Raw genomic sequence first — 17,622 nt, 5'->3', positions numbered from 1 at the left:
TTAGTAGACGCCTTCCTCCCCGAATTTTTTGGCCATCGTGTTTGCACCCAGTACAAGTGCCAGTCCGACCACCGACTTGAACAAACCAACAGCAGCACTATAGCTGTACTGTGCCTGTGTGAGACCTTTGGTGTAGACGTAGGTATCAAATACCTCACCCACATCCCGGTTCGTCGGCGTGAGCATCAGGAAGATCTGTTCAAAGCCTGTATCCAGGAAGTTACCCAGACGCAGAATGAGCAAAATAATGATTGTACTGCGGATGGCAGGCAACGTAATATGCCATGTCTGACGCCAGCGATTGGCACCATCCATCCGTGCAGCTTCATAGAGCTGTGTATCTACACCGGAGAGTGCCGCAAGGAAAATAATCGTGCCCCAGCCTACCTCTTTCCAGATGGATTGTCCAACAATCATCGTTCGAAACCAGCCAGGCTCAAGCAGGAAAGCCACTTTTTGTCCCGTCAGGTTATAAAGTAATTCGTTAATAGCGCCGCCCTCGGTTGTGAACAGCATGTAGAACACACCAACCACAACAACCCAGGAAACAAAGTGCGGAACATATACCAGTGTCTGTACAAAGCGTTTGAATCGTTCACGGCGAACTTCATTCATCATGAGTGCCAATACAATTGGCAGCGGGAAGAAGAACACCATATTATAAATCGCTAGCAAAAACGTATTCCGGAACAAAGTCCAGAACTGCGGTTCCCCGAAGAAACGCTGGAAGTGCTTGAACCCTACCCAGTCGCTGCCCAGAATGCCCTTATAAGGCGTGTAATCCTGAAAAGCCATCGTAATACCGTACATGGGTATGTATTTGAAAATAACAAAGTAGAGCACGCCCGGTATCAACATAATATAGAGCCACCGGTTTTTGATGATGTCCCTCCACAGCAGGTTTTTGTCACTGCGGGTAGCGGGTCGTGTCCGAGCCGCCGTTTCGGCTTTCATAGTGTCTTCCTCCCCACATTGGAAACGATTACAAAATATCACTTCCTGAATTCATGTCTTCATTGTGGAGGATAAATGGGTAACTGGCTATCGTCTCGTTTTAGCTTCTTGTTTTCCCTTATACAGCAAGGGTTTAAGGCAATTGTAATTCTGAGCTACTCCCCTGAATGAACCACATTTAACCTCCGATATTCCTGTCTTAACTCTGCTGCAAACGCAGAATAAAGGCTGACCTTGAAACAAAGAAAAACCTGCCTGCCATGGCAGGCAGAGCAGGTTGCTTTTATCGCTGCTGCTCCCGGTATTTTCCGGGGGTAGTTCCCGTAATTTTACGAAATGTACGGATAAAAGCAGTAGGGTTGGTGTAATTGAGTTTCTCGGCAATCTCCGATATTTTCAGGTTGGTCGTCTGCAGCCAGGTTTTGGCTTTTTCCATCCGGTATTCGGCAAGGTATTCCGTAAAGTTCACACCAGCCTCCTTCTTGAACACACGGCTCAGATAGACTGGATGAAAATTCAGTTCTTCTGCGCAAGCTTCCAGCGACAATTCGCGATCATATCGCTCCTCGATCAGCCGAATCATGCGCCGGGCAATATTCAGATATTGAGATTCTTCCTGTTCACGCCAGAATCGAATGACAGGGTGAAATAAACATTTGCGGAACCAGTTCGTCATTTCATCCAATGTGGATAACTTGAGTAGTCGAGCCATAGAGGCCTTTTCGCCCAACACTTCCGCAACATTCCCACCCTGCTCCTGTACAAGCTGATACACACGGGACAACAGTTGAACCATGATAACGGGGTATTCGCTGAAGTGCAGCTTCTTGTCTGCAAGTAGACCGAGGTATTGCTTAAAGTACGCATCGGTTTTCTCCTCGTCCCCTTGCTTTAGTGCAGAAGCCAACTGGTCTTCAATCATCCTGAGCTGTGTATATAACGCTGCCTCCGTCTGACCGCGTGGCTGAATATCCTCGTAATGCAAAATAATACGGCTGCCCAAACTTACCCTGCCTTGCAGCGCCTCACGACTCTCCTGGTAAGCCCTTGGTGAATCACCTATTGCAGAGTAAGAGCGACTAATACCGATACTTACAGGCAGATTCAGATAGGTCACGACCCGCTCACGGATCAATTCGGCTTGAGTGTGCATCCACTCTTTTAGCTGTACTTCATCATCAAGCACGGATGCCAGCACCGTAACCTGGGCGTCATCAATCATGACAGGTGCGAAACGAATCTCAGAGGGCAGCAGCTCACCAACCATATTGTTTAACGCAAACAGCAGCAGATCCCGGTCCTGCTCCTCATACCTTGTCCCTTCAAGGGTATCGATCTGAAGTGTAAGTAGCCCAAGTCTGGACCATGAGGTTGGAAAATCGTATAACTGACCCTGATATCTGAAGTCATCTTCCGATATTTTGCCTGTAAGCAGTTTTGTCATAAAAAATTCCTGCAAATGAACATGCTGGCCCTTCATCTGCTCACGCATCGTCTTTTCCGAGCTGAACAAGGTCGATAATCGCTCTTCGATGTATATAAATTCATCCTGACGGCGTCCCGACGGAGCCAATGGAGAATCCAGTCCTTTTGTAAACTGCAGAAGTCTGGAAATGGGAGAATACATCTTGCGACTGCCGTAGATGGCTACTAATCCCGTCAAACATAACATGACTAATGTAGCCACTCCCGTAACCAATGCAATTTTCTGCGATTGGGCGGTTATCTGACTCAGCGATACAACGGATACATACAACCAACCATTGAGTGGGGACTGCCGGTAGCTAACTGCCACCTGACTTCCCTCGACCTCTGCACTGAAGAAACCCTCCGACTGTCCCGTCGTTTGTACCTTTTCATGGATTTCCTGATTCAGCGTATCGTATTTCCCGTCTTGTTCTGTATCGTTGAGAAAATATTTTTGCTCCCGATCAAGGACGTACATATCCCCTGAATTCGGATTTCGACTTAGAAATGTACTTAGCTCTGTATCGGCTATGTCTATAACCAGAAATCCCTTGGGTTTCACATTCGTTGGTATCATCGGAATCTTGAATACCATGCTTACCACGTTGTCGGATGAAATAAGAGTAGGTGCGTGTTCTGGCGTTGCTTCACCAACTCCCGCCGATACCGGCACACTTTCTTTGGTTGAACTCACATTTTGCGTTACCCAGAACAGGCTGTTTGTATATTTCAAATAAGAGACTATCCGGTCCCGAATACTGAAATCATCCAATTTTCCAAAGGAACGCATCGAAACGACCCAGTCTTCATCCAGATTCACGAGATAGGCCTGATCGATATTAGTAACCGATTGCAGATTATTAAATCCGGAAGTCAGATCACGAATTTCCTGAAATTCGCTGCTGTCCAGCGGTTTTTTCATCGCTTGTAATACCAGTGGAGAATTCACATATTGGATGGACGATAATTGCAGGCTGCGCAATACTTGCTCTACCCGCATTTGGGTCTGATGCAGAATCTGCAAATTACTCTCCCGGACCTTCTGTTCAATGTCACGTGAAGCAATCGAATAGGAGACTGAACCAATAACAATGACCGGAAGGGCTCCGAGAATCATGGTAAAACAGAGCAAACGCAGCAGGTATTTAGGCAAAAAGAGCATCCTCCTTTGTGCATTTTGCGTTATTTGATCGAGAACGATTTCGGAATCACTACCCGATCTAATGCAAAACGTATGTATAATATCGCTTTCATTGGATTAATTTACTATTGTTATTTTAAAACCCATTGTTATTCAAGTCCACTATTTATTATTGAAGGTTGACTTCAAGGCAATTTCCAGTTTATATTGGTTGCATATTCCTCAATCAAAGGAGAGATTTTGATGTCGGTGAGCGTTCTTAACTAACTAGTTTCATATTCAGGAGTTTGGCCTTCGATTCACTTGTGCCTTGTGGCATACGTGTATTTCATGATGCGCCATTACCCTGTACTTAGTTAAGAACAGCGGATATCATAAATCGCCTCCGGGATTGTACGTGTCCGGGTCTATTTCCGCGCTGTGTTCAGCGTGGATTTTTTTGTATAGACCTATAACGGGCCCTACTTTCCCGTACGTTAAGGGCGGAGAATGACGTTTGTTCATTCTCCGCCCTTTTTGCGTTTTCCGGGAATATGTCCCATCGCTTTAACCGAAATTCCATTTTATATCCAAGGAGAGATCAAGCATGAATGAAAAAACGTTAACCAGTCTGGGTTATCCCCAAATTCAAAAAAACGTTGCAGCCTGTGCCCTATCCTATTTGGGCAAACGTTACGCAAGAGACATGAAGCCAATGGTCGACGCTTCTCTGATTCAAATGCGGCTAGAAGAGACCGCTGAAGCGGCTGCTTTGATTCGTTACGGTGCCAGTGTGCCCATTCCTTCACTGGATGGCATGGAGACCATCATGGATCTGCTCGGCACCGGTTATTTATTTACGGAACGTGATTTCAGCAATCTCGCCCAATTTCTGCGCAGCTGCGCACAGCTTATGAAATACATGGAGGGCAAATCCGAAGTGGCCCCCACAGTTAGTCGCTACGCTTCATCCATGATATGGATGGAATCCCTGCTGAGCGAGATTGAACGCTGTATCCATAGTGGACGCATTCAGGATCAAGCGAGCAAGGAGCTGATACGTATTCGTAAAAAAATGACGGTGAATGAGGAACGCTTGAAGCGCAAGCTGGATTCTCTAATAAGCAAACACCGCTCCATCATGCAGGAAAATGTGATTAGTCAGCGTGGTGGAAGAACCGTGCTGCCCATTAAGAAAGAATTCCGCAAGCACGTTAAAGGCAGTGTGCTGGATGAATCAGGAAGTGGCCAAACCGTATATATTGAGCCTGCTGAATTAGTAGGCCTGCAAATGGAGCTGTCTTCACTGCAAGCCGAGGAATCACGGGAGGAGATGAAAATCCTCGGTGACTTAACCTCCCTCGCAGAGTCTTATAATCGTGAAATTTCGTTAAATACGGAAACGGTAGGGATTCTGGATTTCCTATTTGCCAAAGCGAAATATGCGGCCACCATGGATGGACGAACTGTACGCGTCAATGCCATTGGACGTGTTCGGCTTCATCATGCCCGCCATCCGTTTATGGGTGCATCCATGGTTCCGCTTGAATTTGCAATTGGTCAAACATATTCCTCACTAATCATTACCGGGCCGAATACGGGTGGCAAAACGGTTGCACTCAAAACATTGGGTCTGCTCACATTGATGATGCAATCTGGTCTGCTTGTGCCTGTCGCTGAAGATGGCGAGATGGCCGTGTATCATGAAATTGCTGTTGATATCGGCGATGGACAGAGCATGGAGCAAGCACTCAGTACCTTTTCTGCACATATTCGCAACATGATTGGCATCCTGGAGCAAGCCGATTCATCAACACTTGTGCTTATTGACGAGATGGCCTCCGGTACCGATCCCGGTGAGGGAGTGGGACTCTCGATCGCCATGCTGGAGGAGCTGCACAGCCGTGGAGCTACCGTTATCGCCACAACCCATTTTGGGGAAATCAAACATTTTGCAGCTGCCACGCCTGGATTTGAGAATGCACGAATGGAATTCGATACGGTCTCTCTTCAACCTCTTTATCGATTGCGGATCGGAGAAGCCGGAGACAGCTATGCCTATTCCATTGCACTGAAACTGGGTATGCCACAGCGTATTATTGAGCGATCCAAGCTCATTTCAGATCAGGGTGTCCCGCAAAGTGTCTCTTCCAGCTTCACTTCATCCGTGCCTAACGTAAATTCGACGTCATCGCAAATAAACAGCACGGTTGAACAAGAACAATTGAATAAAACAAGGAACACGATGAAACCTGTCAGCCCGTCCGTACAGACTGGAACGAGAAAGCAATCTGATCGGCCTGAAACATTAGAACCCACCTCCCCTGTCAAAGCATTCCGAAAAGGGGATCGCGTCTATGCAGCTTATCTGAACCAGTCAGGCATCGTCTGTGATGTGGAGGATAGTCGCGGAAATATCGGAGTCATGCTGCGTGGGCGCAAGGTCAAAATTCACAAGAAACGCCTGACCTTGCACATCTCCGCAGATGAACTATATCCGGGTGACTATGACCTCGACATTGTGCTGGAGTCCAAAGAGAACCGAAAGAAACGCAAACTGATGAGTCGCAAGCATGTGGAAGGACTGAAAATTGAATTGCCCCCTGAAGAATAACCACAGGATTGATATAATGGGTTGAGTTGCTATACTTTAATAAACCTATCGATCGTTCGTGGTTAGAAATTTATCGGGGAAGGAAGACTCGTATGTCTGTTGAGCAGGATACAAAGAAAGTCACTCCAGAAGTTCTTGTATGTCCTTTATGCGGTGAGGCCAATGGCTGCTCCTATGCGGCTGGTCGTCCTCATTCAGAATGCTGGTGTAACCGGGCTGTGTTCCCAGAAGGGGTATTTGACCCCATTCCGGCAGACCAGCGCAGGAAGTCCTGCATCTGCGAGGCATGTCTGGATACGTATAAAAAGAAGACAGAGCAAAATAAAGAGCCCCACAGTTAACCCTGTGAGGCTCTTCTTCAATCAATATTATTTTGTATTGAAATACAGAACGTTACTTCTGCATTTGTTGATAATGCGCTACAGCCTGCTTCAGTACAGGATGACTCTCATCCATGGACGTATACTGGCTGAGTGCTGCTGCAATCCCTTTTTGCTGGATCGTAGTCTGGAGTTCCACCGCTTCCGGGTCTTCCGATACGTCAAACTTGCAGGCTGCTGCCATACCCATCGCCAAAAGTGTTGTCTCTGTTCCATACTCGTAAGCCTGGAGAGCTGGGCGAACCAGACGGTCATTCGGGGACAGTTTCCGCAGTGGAGAACGTCCTACACGAGTTACCTCATCCGTCAGATGCGGGTTAACGAACCGTTCCAATATTTTGGCAATGTACAACTGATGATCGTCGGCATTGAATCCAAAACGCTTCACCAAAACGGCTCCGGTTTCCTGCAAGGCACCATATACGATGGATTTGACTTTTTCATCGGCAATAGCCTTCTGAATTGTATCAAACCCGTTCACATATCCAATATAAGCGACAATACAGTGTCCCGTATTTACGGTAAACAGCTTCCGTTCGATATAAGGCTCCAGATCATCCACATACATTACACCCTCAACCGGTTTGAACGCAGGAGCCATTTGTGAACGGTCAACAACCCATTCATAGAAAGGCTCTACCTGTACATGCAATGGATCTTCATGATGCTGAATCGGCACAATCCGATCTACGGCAGAGTCCGGGAAATACACGTACTGATCCGCAAGCAGGCGAGTCCGCTCATCAAGCAGGCCATATACATGTTCTTTCAGCTGAGTGCTGGCTCCAATTGCATTTTCACAGGCAATAATATGAAGGGGTTGGAAGACATCGCCCGTTCCCAGTCTGGACGTAAGTCCTTTGGCAATACCGGGAGCAATATGTTTCAGAATGTTCACGCCCACTGCAGTTGTGATCAGTTCAGCTTCTGCAACATTCTGAGCAACGGTATCCAGATTGGTTCCATCGATTGCACTCACACCGGTAACTGTCTCCAGGTCTTTGGCCTCGTTAGCCAGTTCAACCGTATACTCTCCACGCTGCTCTAGAGCCTTAACCAGCTCCTGGTTAACGTCCGAGAAAACAACATTGTAGCCTGCACGGGACAGAATCAAACCGATAAAGCCACGTCCAATATTACCTGCTCCAAAGTGAAGGGCCTTCATAGTTCCATTTCACTTTCCAAAATAGTGATGACTTCTTCGGCGGTTTGAGCATGACGCAAAGCTTCCATGTTCTCTTCCTCGGCGCAGATGACTGCGATGCTGGTCAGGATCTCCATATGTTCTCCACCTTGAGCGGCGATACCAATTACCATATACGCTTTTTCTTCCCCAAAATCAACACCTTGCGGGAACTGAATGACGGAAATGCCTGTGGACAGGATGAATGATTTGGATTCCTTCGTGCCGTGTGGAATCGCAAGTCCGTTGCCGACATACGTGGAGACAATCTCTTCACGCTCCAGCATTTTGTCGATGTATTCAGCGGTGATATGTCCCGCGTCTTTCAAAATTTGACCTGCCATACGAATCGCTTCGTATTTGTCCTGAGCCGTTGCATTCATGATGACTTTATCTTTAGTTAACACACTCATGTTTGAATACCTCCAATTTCGGTTTTGCTGCGGTAAAATCCCGCAAGTTCTTGGGACAAGTAATGAATAAGATCATCCCGGTTGCCTTTTTCAAGTAATGCAATCATTTCTTCCTGCAACAATAGCGCACTGATCTCACTCAGTACCTCCAAACTTTCCTTCGATAACTGTCTGGGTCCAAGCATCAAGAGCACATGGCTGACACCTGCCGGGTCTTCCGGCGTGCGTAGAAGCGGCTCTGTCAATTGGAACAGCGTAATTGAAGGACTGTGAATGCCATCACTGCGTGTATGAAACAGAGCGAGGGAAGTTCCGGGAATCTTCTGACTTCCAACAGCTTCACGCTCCTCCAGCAGCCTGGCAATCTCATCTGGATTATTCAATACACCGGATTGATGCAAAACGCTGCACATGGCGTAAGCCGTTTCTAAAAATCCGATCTCCTGATTATCCAGCGGGAACACCTGAAACTTGCCGATTATCTGTACGATTTCAATCAGGGTCGCTTCCAGTCCAACCGGATCGGAAATTCGTCCTGTTGTCCTTGAGTCTGCTTCAGGTGGGGGACTATGTTCCCGCTGAAGCGTCGTTGTCCTGATGAAATGTCTTAAACGTTCACTTTCTTCTGCCGTCAGCAGTGGGCTCACCTTGTAGTATTGATGTTTATCCATCGGCAGATCCACGGTAGAGAGAACCAGATCATATTCCGTCTTTGGGATACGCGCGGCTTCATACCAGGACACGCTGTCCACAATCCGAATTTCGGGAATTTCCTTGGACAGACGGCTCGATAACATCCGTGAAGATCCAATCCCACTCGTACAGACGACGACAGCCCTGATTTCACGCTTCAGCACCCGCAGCCGTTCAATGGAAGCACCGAAGTGCATTACCAAAAATCCGATCTCCTCATCCGGCACATCCGTATTGGGCCAAGCCTCTCGCACGGCTTTCTTTACATCCTCAAACAGTGATTCATAATCTTTGCGGATCTGCTGAAGCAACGGATTACGGATGAGCTGCCGCCCATCCATTCGTTCCAGCACCGGCTCTATATGGGCAATCAGACCTTCACGAAGCAGACGATCCTCATGGAACGAATAATGAGTTTTCTCCTGCATTCGATCTGTAAGAGAACGAACCATGTCGAGTAAGACCAGATCGTCTATGGGCAGTAGACGCGAGGAATGAATCGATTGCTCGATTTCAACTAGCAGCCTGTGAAAATAAGCCTGCTCCTCGCCGACAAACTCCAGCCCAAGCTGGGCAGATAGAACGCCGCACAACCGTGAAGCCAAATATTCCGGCACCTTCCGCTCATCTTGCAGAGGATTCCCAACGTCATTTTTGTCCTGTTGTGTGCCCCGACCTATGCCAAAACCTTTTCGAATCCGCACGACCGCTACAGACAATTGGATCAGCAGCTTCATGTATTGACGTTCCGGGATATTTTCCAACCACTCAATATCCGGCTGCCATAATGCATTTTCGACCGTAAGTACATCCTCATGCCCTATCATTTCCAGAAGTTTGCTGTTTACTTTGGAAACTCCCTGCTCCGCTTGTCTACCGAATAAATCGGATTCATCCAGATATTCAAGAGCGAGCGCAGAAATAGCCATGCGATGAGCCAGCTCGCTTCCATTGATCTTGACCCCATATCCACGTCTGCGAACCAGCTTCAATCCAGCCAGCTGAATGCGTGGTTCCAGATCGTCCAGATCGTTGCTTGCCGTAGACACGGTTACCTTCAGATCTGAGGCCAATGCAAGCAGCTTCACAGGCTCGGATTCATCCAGCAAAATACAAAGCATGAAGAGTTTACGCTCTTCGGGCGTAAACTCCACATATTCGTTAAGCTCAAGTTGTTGACGCAATACGGCCAAATCATCGGAACCGGGATCAATTCGAACCCCGGTTCCCGATTTTTTTTCCAATCTCATGCCAAGGGGCTCAAGCCATTGTTCAATCATCTGCAACTCTCGATGTACGGTACGAGTGCTTACTTTGACCGCAACAGCTATATCGCCAGCAGTTACCTCATGAGGATGCTCCAGCAGGAACTCCACGATCTCACGCTGTCTCCTTGTAATATTACTCATCAGGAGTCGGATTTGAGGCGCTCCACCAGTGCCTCATATTCAGGACTCTTCAGGAAGTTATCGATGGAAATATGCTCTGCATTTGGAGCCACGGATTTGGCCCGGTCAGTCAATGTTTTCTGTGTGATGACGATGTCGGCATCTTGTGGAATCTCACTGATCGCCGTGTTGGTTACAGCGACATCCACACCGGCTGCCTTCATTTTCTTCCGCAGAATCGAGGCACCCATGGCACTCGAACCCATACCTGCATCACAGGAGAATACAATTTTATTGATATCCGTTTTTACTGCCGAAGAAGCAATATCGGCTGCACGGTCAGCTTCACGATTGTCTTTATCAACGGTGAGGTTGCCCGTTTTGCCCTGATTTTTCATATCTTTCATGCGGTTGGAAGCACTATCCAGATCTTCGTCATCCTTCTGTTTACCTGTTTTGAGCAGTATGGATGCCACGAGGAAGGAGATGACCGCAGCTACGGCTACCCCGGCAAACATGCCAAGATATCCGCCCTTAGGTGTTAACAATGAGTAGGCAATGATACTTCCCGGTGACGGTGCAGATACCAAACCAGCTCCTGTCAGCATGAAGGTCAATGTACCCGCCACACCACCAGCCATCGCAGCCAGAATCAGTATCGGTCTCATCAGAATGTAAGGGAAATAAATCTCGTGAATCCCGCCAAAGAAATGAATGATTACAGCACCTGGAGCGGAAGATTTGGCTGATCCGCGACCGAAGAAGCAGTATGCCAGCAAAATGCCGAGTCCAGGTCCTGGGTTGGATTCAAGCATGAATAATACGGATTGCCCCAGTTCTCTTGCTTGATCCGTACCAATCGGTGTCAGAATCCCATGGTTGATGGCATTGTTCAGGAATAATACTTTTCCTGGCTCAATGATCAGGTTGACCAGCGGGAGAAGACCAGCATTCATCAAAGCTTCTACCCCAGCCGATAACACCTTGCTAATCGCTTCAACGAAAGGCCCGATGCCTTTAAGGGCTAGAAGGGCCAAAATCCCACCAATAATACCAGCGGAGAAGTTGTTAACCAGCATCTCAAACCCTGATTTGATTTTGCCATCGACAGCTTTGTCAAATTTCTTAATGACCCAAGCTCCCAATGGTCCGGCAATCATAGCGCCAAGGAACATTGGAATGTCACTGCCGACAATAACCCCGATGGTCATTATTGCACCGACTACACCACCACGTTGGCCGTGTACCATGGTACCGCCTGTGTAACCGATAAGCAAAGGCAGCAAATATTTGATCATTGGATCAACCAGCAATGCAAAATCTGCGTTAGGGAACCATCCTTTTGGAATGAACAATGCCGTAATCAAACCCCAGGCGATAAATGCACCCATGTTCGGCATAACCATACCACTCAGGAAACGTCCAAACTTCTGAACGCCGACCCGTATTCCTCCGCTTTTTTCGGACTTTGCGTCCACTGAACTCATATTGAAAACCTCCTCAACATATTAAACCTTAATTCCACTGAATTTTGACAACGATGATCCAGACGAACAAAGGTACAAATCTTCAATAAATCTTAATTTACAACCATATCGTAAATGAAAACGGTATCTTCTACAACGAAATGAAAACCTACTTCCGTCATGAACGTTGATGACAAGATTTAAATTTAAAGGATTGTCCCATGTTTAAACTTTGTATATGGAATGGAACCTGTTATTCCCTTTCATGTATCATACCCACGAAATGCCCCATTTTAATGACAAATGAAATTGTAAATTTCTTCTATTTAAATGAGCTGTTTCTATCTCAATTAGAAATAATGATGAAACACGTTAGATTGATATTTATTCCATCTACTTAGTCGAGTAACAACGAAAAAAACGCAATTGCCTCATCCTGTCCCAGGTGAGGCAATTGCGCCTAAGTATTCTCCGAATGAGCTGTATCACCATCCGGATCTATAATCAATCGATTCATTTTTATTACGTTAAACGAACTTTTCCATTAAGCTGAAACTCCGTATCTAGCGGAAATTTGTACCTTAATATTATTCCGTATGTTTACGATACGCATCCGCGTTCATCAATGTGGAAAGTGCTGCTGTGAGGTCGCCCTCAACACGAATCTCGATCATCCAGCCTTCCTCATATGGGGAGTTGTTAACCAGCTCCGGGGAATCCTGCAATGCATCATTCACAGCAATAATCGTTCCACTGACAGGAGAAAACAAATCCGAAACGGTTTTGACGGATTCAATCGTTCCAATGCCGTCTTCCGCTTTTACATCCGATTCAAGGTCAGGCAATTCTACAAACACAATGTCACCCAGCTGATGCTGCGCGAACTCGGTAATGCCAATACGTACGGTATCCTCCCCTACGGTCTGCACCCATTCGTGCTCTTCACTGTACAGGAAATCACTTTTCAATTCGCTCATCGATATCCGCCTCGCTTTTCATTAATGAGTGCATGCGTTTCTTTGACCTTAACCTTTTTCCCAGAACATAGCGTATGATATTTTCGATTCAAATGTCAAGATACCTCACAATTTATTTGTTTTTCTTCCTTATATGCCTGTAACTCAAATGGACCCTCCCTACATATAATGGTGAATATTAGAAAAGTAAGCGCACTCTTTATAAATAGACGAACATTTTAATGTTAATTAAAAATTTCATTCGGATTTTTTGTTCATATCTATGATATCGTTCTTGACATCAATAGACGATTCAGGCTTTAATGAGAGTAGTAAATGTGTTTAATTGGTCTATGCAATACCCGCGGATGAATGTAAAGGGAGAGATTACCCTTGACACCCGAATCAGGGTGTACATGCGGTAACGCCGAAGGAGTAAGCCACCGACAAGCGGAGGTGAATCTCTCAGGCAAAAGGACTTTTACGGGACGCAACTCTGGAGAGCATCTAATCGCCCTGTATGGGCGTTATGATCACCCAAGGGGAAACCTGCTGCATCATGCGGCGGGGTAACTCTCAGGTACCAAGGACAGAGCCTAAGAATACAGCGTGCTTCTGGCATGCCGATTCTTTGGCCTGTCCTTTTCCTTTTTCCCAAAAAAACGAAAACAGGTTATAGAGCGGCGCTGCCTATAGCGTCCTTACCTTACTTTTATAATAAAATATGATGCCAGATTCATTGATCCACGGTTATACACTCGGCCGGTTGACGGCCCATGACGAGGTGATTGGATGTCCGATTTGCTTAGAACCCCACTCTTTCCACTCTATCAGCAATATGAAGGCGTACGATGCATTGATTTTGGTGGCTGGGAGCTCCCGGTACAATTCAGTGGAATTCAGAAAGAGCACGAAGCGGTGCGAGAACGTGCCGGATTATTTGATGTATCCCACATGGGCGAATTCACCGTACAAGGTGAACACGCAGAAGCTTTTTTACAGCACATGACCACTAATGATGTAACAACACTCGTTCCCGGTCAGGCCCAATACACGTTAATGTGTTATCCGGATGGCGGCGTGGTCGATGATCTGCTGATCTATAAACTGAAAGACCAGCATTATATGCTGGTGGTTAACGCCTCCAACATCGACAAGGACTGGGCATGGCTGCAACAGCACATGACGCCAGGCGTAACGATGACCAATGATTCGGATCAAACGGCGCTGCTTGCTCTGCAAGGTCCGCTGGCAGTGGATATTCTCAGAGCGGTGACAGACACCGATGTGTCTTCGATTGAGCCTTTCCGCTTTGTGGCAAATGCGAAGGTATGTGGCGTTACATTGCTGTTATCCCGCACCGGATATACGGGTGAAGATGGCTTTGAGCTCTATGTTCCCGCGGAACAAGCTGCTGAGGTCTGGAACGGATTGATGCAAGCCGGAGAAGGTCACGAACTCGTTCCGACAGGACTGGGTGCCCGGGATACGCTGCGCTTTGAAGCCAAGCTGCCCCTGTATGGACAGGAATTGTCTGCAACCATCACACCGCTGGAGGCTGGCGTAGGTATGTTTGTGAAGCTAAATGCAGGACCGTTTATCGGACATGAAGCCTTGTTGCAGCAAAAAAATGATGGGCCTGCCCGAAAGCTGGTCGGCATCGAAGTGCTGGAGCGCGGCATCCCTCGTCCTCATTATCCCATTTACGCCGAAGGCGTACAGATTGGTGAAGTAACCACAGGCACCCAGTCGCCTACGTTAAAACGTAATCTGGGGCTGGCCTTGATTGACAGCAAATATGCTGCACTGGGTACCCCGCTGGAGATTGAGATTCGTGGCAAGAAACTGAAAGCCGAGGTCGTGAAGACCCCTTTTCATAAACGGACACGTGCGCCAAAGACACCTACTCAAGGAGCTGATCAAGCATGAGCAAGCATCGCTACATCCCCATGACCGAGCAGGATCAGAGTGCCATGCTGGCAACCATCGGCGTGGAAACGATTGAGGATCTGTTCCATGACATTCCACAGGAGATTCGCTATCAGGGCGAACTGCCTGTTTCCTCCAAACTGGATGAATACGCACTGACACGTCATATGTCGAAGCAAGCGGCAGCGAATGCCAACTTCGAGACACACGCCAGTTTCCTGGGTGCAGGCATTTATGATCACCACGTTCCCTCCGTCATTAATCATGTAATTTCCCGTTCCGAGTTCTATACAGCCTATACACCCTATCAACCCGAGATCAGCCAAGGAGAATTGCAGGCGATTTTCGAGTTTCAATCCTACATCTGTGAGTTGACAGGCATGGCTGTAGCCAATGCCAGCATGTACGATGGTGCAACTGCATTTGCGGAAGCAGGCAATCTGGCCGCAGCGGCAACCCGCCGCAAACAGCTGATTGTGTCACGTACCGTGCACCCCGAATCCCGTCAGGTATTGCAAGCTTATGCTCACGGCCTCAATCTGGAGATTGTTGAGATTGGATATCAAAATGGTGTAACAGACTGGGATGCCCTGCAAGCCGCCGTGTCCGATGACACCGCAGCCGTCATGATCCAGAGCCCGAACTTCTTCGGCGCCGTGGAAAATGTAAAACAGGCCGCAGACCTTGCGCATGCGCACAAGAGCCTGCTCGTGGTCAGCGCCAACCCGCTATCGCTGGGTCTGCTGGAAGCCCCAGGCAAGCTGGGTGCTGACATCGTCGTTGGCGACGCGCAGCCCCTTGGCATCGCCGCTTCACTCGGCGGCCCAACATGCGGATACTTCGCCGTATCCCAAGCTCATATGCGCCGAATTCCTGGCCGAATTGTAGGCCAGACAACGGACCGCAACGGCAAGCGTGGTTTTGTACTCACGCTGCAAGCACGGGAACAGCATATCCGCCGTGAAAAGGCGACGTCCAACATCTGTTCCAACCAGGCGTTACTCGCGCTGAGCGCCTCTGTATATATGTCCATTATGGGTAAACAAGGCATGATCGACGTCGCTGATTTGAATTTGCAAAAGAGCCATTATGCCCTTAACACGCTTACCGCAATTCCAGGCGTCTCTCTTACGTTTACCGCACCTACGTTCAATGAGTTTGTTATCCAACTGCCTGAAGGAACAAATGTGGAACCACTGCAACTGAAATTGCTGGATGCAGGTTTCATTGGCGGCTATGAGCTTGGACGTGATTATCCGGAGCTCGCCGGACATATGCTGATTGCAGTTACTGAACGACGCAGCAAGGAAGAGATCGACGAATTCGCACGTGTATTGGAGGGATCGCTGTGACTCAGGAAACGACAACAAAGACAACGACGACATCAGCACAAGGACAATCGGAAACGGTAACCTCTATCTCCACTTCGGGCCAACCTGAAACTATCACAACAGACACTAACCAGGCTGCCTCTCCAGCACCGGAGCAATCGTTGATTTTTGAACTCAGCAGTCCGGGTCGGGTCGCTTATTCGTTGCCTGAATGCGACGTTCCCCGTCAAGCTGTGGATTCCCTGATTCCCCGGGAAATGCTTCGGTCGGAAGCAGCAGCATTGCCTGAGGTTTTTGAAGTTGACGTCATTCGCCATTACACTGCCCTGTCTCGTCGTAATTTCGGGATAGATAACGGATTCTATCCGCTGGGCTCTTGTACGATGAAATATAATCCGAAGATTAATGAGGATGTGGCCCGTTACAACGGGTTCGCCAAAATTCATCCCTATCAGCATGAATCCAGCATTCAAGGTGCACTTGAACTGCTCTACACGTTGCAAAATGACCTTGCCGGACTAACCGGTATGGATGCCGTTACGCTCCAACCAGCTGCTGGCGCACATGGCGAATGGACTGGGCTCATGATGATCCGTGCCTACCACGAAGGCCGTGGTGAACAGCGCACGAAAGTTATCGTACCGGACTCTTCTCACGGGACCAACCCGGCAAGTGCCACAGTAGCAGGTTTCGAAACGGTAACGATCCCTTCCCGCGCAGACGGGCTCGTAGATCTGGACGCACTTCGCGCAGCTGTTGGTTCGGACACCGCAGCACTCATGCTGACTAACCCGAACACACTCGGACTTTTCGAAAAAGACATTCAGGAGATTGCCTCCATTGTGCACCAGGCAGGTGGCTTGCTGTATTACGATGGAGCCAACTCCAATGCCATTATGGGCATCACCCGACCTGGCGATATGGGCTTCGACGTAGTGCATCTGAATTTGCATAAAACGATGAGTACTCCGCACGGCGGAGGTGGACCTGGTGCCGGCCCGGTTGGCGTGAAGAGCCGCTTGATTCCGTTTCTGCCGAAACCGATGGTCATCAAAAATGATGAGGGCATATATGCATTGGATCGCGAAGGCGATCAATCCATTGGCCGGGTCAAAGCTTACTATGGTAACTTCGGTATTCTGGTCCGCGCCTATGCCTACATTCGTACTTATGGACCTGAAGGCTTACGCCGGGTATCTGAATGTGCAGTGCTCAACGCCAACTACATGATGGCTCGTCTCGCACCTTACTACGAGATTCCGTATCCAGGCGTGTGTAAACATGAATTTGTTATGTCTGGCCGGGGGTTGAAGCAATATGGTGTACGCACGCTGGATGTTGCCAAACGATTGCTTGATTTTGGGTATCACCCGCCAACCGTGTACTTCCCGCTGAACGTTGAGGAGTGCATCATGATCGAACCAACGGAAACCGAGAGCAAAGAAACACTGGATGGGTTCATCGATACGATGATTCGCATTGCCAAAGAAGCAGAAGAAACGCCTGAATTAGTACTCAATGCCCCTTATAGCACACCGGTTACCCGTCTGGATGAAACAACAGCAGCCCGTAAACCTGTACTGAACTGTGCTTGCAGTTAAAAGCTAACCTCTAATAAACTAATGAAAACATATTCAGTCGTTGATAATCATTAATAAATGCCAAAAACAGCCGCATTTTGCTTTCTGCGCGGCTGTTTTCTTTATTGCTTATTAACCTGTCAGCTTT

12 protein-coding genes and 2 riboswitches are annotated in these 17,622 nt (G+C 47.9%); of the genes, 5 read left to right on the top strand and 7 right to left on the bottom strand.

Features of this window, described 5'->3' with window-relative positions; genetic code table 11:
- Together gpAD87_RS02055 and gpAD87_RS02050 are read right to left on the bottom strand one after the other, a co-directional pair.
- Entirely contained in the window at positions 1-954 is a 954-nt protein-coding gene (locus tag gpAD87_RS02055) for an ABC transporter permease (RefSeq protein WP_063566889.1), read from the bottom strand.
- A gap of 283 nt (positions 955-1,237) precedes the next feature.
- A complete protein-coding gene (locus gpAD87_RS02050; protein WP_197521349.1) occupies positions 1,238-3,574 on the bottom strand; it encodes a helix-turn-helix domain-containing protein in 2,337 nt (778 codons plus the stop codon).
- A gap of 574 nt (positions 3,575-4,148) precedes the next feature.
- On the opposite strand from gpAD87_RS02050, the gene gpAD87_RS02045 reads away from it, so the two are divergent.
- Positions 4,149-6,155, top strand: coding sequence for an endonuclease MutS2 (locus tag gpAD87_RS02045; RefSeq protein ID WP_064635892.1), 2,007 nt, complete (start codon positions 4,149-4,151; stop codon positions 6,153-6,155).
- A 92-nt stretch (positions 6,156-6,247) separates the two neighbouring features.
- Positions 6,248-6,496: a cysteine-rich CWC family protein gene (locus gpAD87_RS02040; RefSeq protein WP_064635891.1), complete on the top strand. Its 249-nt coding sequence runs from the start codon at positions 6,248-6,250 to the stop codon at positions 6,494-6,496.
- A gap of 52 nt (positions 6,497-6,548) precedes the next feature.
- On the opposite strand, the gene gpAD87_RS02035 is transcribed toward gpAD87_RS02040, so the two are convergent.
- The 5 genes from gpAD87_RS02035 to gcvH all read right to left on the bottom strand — a co-directional run bounded on the left by gpAD87_RS02035 (position 6,549) and on the right by gcvH (position 12,655).
- Entirely contained in the window at positions 6,549-7,700 is a 1,152-nt protein-coding gene (locus tag gpAD87_RS02035; RefSeq protein ID WP_064635890.1) for a mannitol-1-phosphate 5-dehydrogenase, read from the bottom strand.
- A complete protein-coding gene (locus tag gpAD87_RS02030) occupies positions 7,697-8,131 on the bottom strand; it encodes a PTS sugar transporter subunit IIA (RefSeq protein ID WP_024633110.1) in 435 nt (144 codons plus the stop codon). The genes gpAD87_RS02035 and gpAD87_RS02030 overlap by 4 nt, the downstream gene beginning before the upstream one ends.
- A complete protein-coding gene (locus gpAD87_RS02025) occupies positions 8,128-10,233 on the bottom strand; it encodes a BglG family transcription antiterminator (protein WP_064635889.1) in 2,106 nt (701 codons plus the stop codon). The genes gpAD87_RS02030 and gpAD87_RS02025 overlap by 4 nt, the downstream gene beginning before the upstream one ends.
- Complete coding sequence (locus tag gpAD87_RS02020) at positions 10,233-11,699, bottom strand: PTS mannitol transporter subunit IICB (protein ID WP_063566883.1); 1,467 nt, start codon at positions 11,697-11,699, stop codon at positions 10,233-10,235. Before gpAD87_RS02020 ends, gpAD87_RS02025 begins: the two co-directional genes overlap by 1 nt.
- Before the next feature lie 566 nt (positions 11,700-12,265).
- A complete protein-coding gene (gene gcvH / locus gpAD87_RS02015; protein ID WP_063566882.1) occupies positions 12,266-12,655 on the bottom strand; it encodes a glycine cleavage system protein GcvH in 390 nt (129 codons plus the stop codon).
- A gap of 347 nt (positions 12,656-13,002) precedes the next feature.
- A riboswitch (glycine riboswitch) is annotated at positions 13,003-13,125 on the top strand.
- Positions 13,126-13,128: 3 nt separating this feature from the next.
- A riboswitch (glycine riboswitch) is annotated at positions 13,129-13,229 on the top strand.
- A gap of 197 nt (positions 13,230-13,426) precedes the next feature.
- Between gcvH and gcvT the strand changes: the two genes are divergently transcribed.
- From gcvT to gcvPB, 3 genes are all read left to right on the top strand, one after another.
- Positions 13,427-14,563 (top strand): glycine cleavage system aminomethyltransferase GcvT, encoded by a 1,137-nt coding sequence (gcvT, locus tag gpAD87_RS02010; protein WP_064635888.1) that lies wholly within the window; start codon positions 13,427-13,429, stop codon positions 14,561-14,563.
- A complete protein-coding gene (gene gcvPA / locus gpAD87_RS02005; RefSeq protein ID WP_064635887.1) occupies positions 14,560-15,915 on the top strand; it encodes an aminomethyl-transferring glycine dehydrogenase subunit GcvPA in 1,356 nt (451 codons plus the stop codon). The genes gcvT and gcvPA overlap by 4 nt, the downstream gene beginning before the upstream one ends.
- A 92-nt stretch (positions 15,916-16,007) precedes the next feature.
- Entirely contained in the window at positions 16,008-17,495 is a 1,488-nt protein-coding gene (gene gcvPB, locus gpAD87_RS02000; RefSeq protein ID WP_064640708.1) for an aminomethyl-transferring glycine dehydrogenase subunit GcvPB, read from the top strand.
- Positions 17,496-17,622 lie beyond the last annotated feature (127 nt).

The sequence above is a fragment of the Paenibacillus sp. AD87 genome (genome assembly GCF_001659845.1).
GTDB lineage: Bacteria > Bacillota > Bacilli > Paenibacillales > Paenibacillaceae > Paenibacillus > Paenibacillus marchantiae.
The sequence above is the reverse complement of the archived record's forward strand: the minus strand, read 5'-3'. Positions and strand labels throughout refer to the sequence as shown.